Origin of the sequence: Brackiella oedipodis DSM 13743, assembly GCF_000621025.1 — a bacterium.
GTDB lineage: Bacteria > Pseudomonadota > Gammaproteobacteria > Burkholderiales > Burkholderiaceae_B > Oligella > Oligella oedipodis.
In genome coordinates, this window is sequence record NZ_JHZJ01000015.1 from 1 (window position 1) to 1,638 (window position 1,638).

General features: G+C 51.4%; 2 rRNA genes. Both read right to left on the reverse strand.

Going from position 1 to position 1,638, the window contains the following annotated elements:
• Positions 1 to 54: 54 nt before the first annotated feature.
• A 5S ribosomal RNA gene (gene rrf, locus Q335_RS0103340) occupies positions 55 to 167 on the reverse strand.
• A gap of 121 nt (positions 168 to 288) precedes the next feature.
• Positions 289 to 1,638: ribosomal RNA gene (locus Q335_RS0103345) — 23S ribosomal RNA — on the reverse strand; the annotation flags it as partial.

The window sequence follows — 1,638 nt, forward strand, 5'->3', positions numbered from 1 at the left end:
TTTTTTAGGCAATAAAAAACCCCGTCTGTATAAGACGGGGTTTAGTAATAAATAGTCTGACGATGACCTACTTTCACGGGTGTCCACCAACTATCATCGGCGCAAAAGCGTTTCACGGTCCTGTTCGGGATGGGAAGGCGTGGGACCACTTTGCTATGGTCGTCAGACTTAAAGCTCGTATGGCTCAGTCTTTGAGCAATTAGAAAGAAGCACAACACTGATTGTGTTTGTAGTAGAACGTGTTGACGCACACGTTTGTTTGTTTCTTTGTTCAGCCTGATCAGTTATAGGATCAAGCCTCACGGGCAATTAGTATCGGTTAGCTCCACACATTGCTGTGCTTATACACCCGACCTATCAACGTCCTGGTCTTGAACGACCCTTTAGGGGGGTTGTACCCCCGGGATACCTTATCTTCAGACGAGTTTCCCGCTTAGATGCCTTCAGCGGTTATCTCTTCCGTACATAGCTACTGGGCAATGCCATTGGCATGACAACCCATACACCAGCGGTACGTCCACTCCGGTCCTCTCGTACTAGGAGCAGCCTCCGTCAAGTATCCAACGCCCACGGCAGATAGGGACCAAACTGTCTCACGACGTTTTAAACCCAGCTCACGTACCTCTTTAAATGGCGAACAGCCATACCCTTGGGACCGGCTACAGCCCCAGGATGAGATGAGCCGACATCGAGGTGCCAAACACCGCCGTCGATATGAACTCTTGGGCGGTATCAGCCTGTTATCCCCAGAGTACCTTTTATCCGTTGAGCGATGGCCCTTCCATTCAGAACCACCGGATCACTATGTCCTGCTTTCGCACCTGTTCGACTTGTCTGTCTCACAGTCAAGCACGCTTTTGCCATTGCACAATGAGCACGATTTCCGACCGTGCCTAGCGTACCTTCGAACTCCTCCGTTACACTTTAGGAGGAGACCGCCCCAGTCAAACTGCCCACCACACACTGTCCCCAGCCCCGATTCAGGAGCCTAGGTTAGAACCGCAAAACGACTAGGGTGGTATTTCAAGGGCGGCTCCAAGACAACTAGCGTCATCTCTTCTGTGCCTCCCACCTATCCTACACAAGCCGGTTCACAATCCAATGTGAAGCTACAGTAAAGGTTCATGGGGTCTTTCCGTCTAACCGCGGGGAGATTGCATCATCACAACCATGTCAACTTCGCTGAGTCTCAGGAGGAGACAGTGTGGCCATCGTTACGCCATTCGTGCAGGTCGGAACTTACCCGACAAGGAATTTCGCTACCTTAGGACCGTTATAGTTACGGCCGCCGTTTACCGGGGCTTCGATCAAGAGCTTGCACCCCATCACTTAACCTTCCGGCACCGGGCAGGCGTCACACCCTATACGTCCACTTTCGTGTTTGCAGAGTGCTATGTTTTTAATAAACAGTCGCAGCCACCGATTATCTGCGGCCCTCTCGCGCTTTAACACGCTAACAGGGCATACCTTCTCCCGAAGTTACGGTATCAATTTGCCGAGTTCCTTCTCCTGAGTTCTCTCAAGCGCCTTAGAATATTCATCCCACCCACCTGTGTCGGTTTGCGGTACGGTCATACTCAAACTGAAGCTTAGAGGCTTTTCCTGGGACCACTGCCTGCAACTTCACCACCGTAGTGG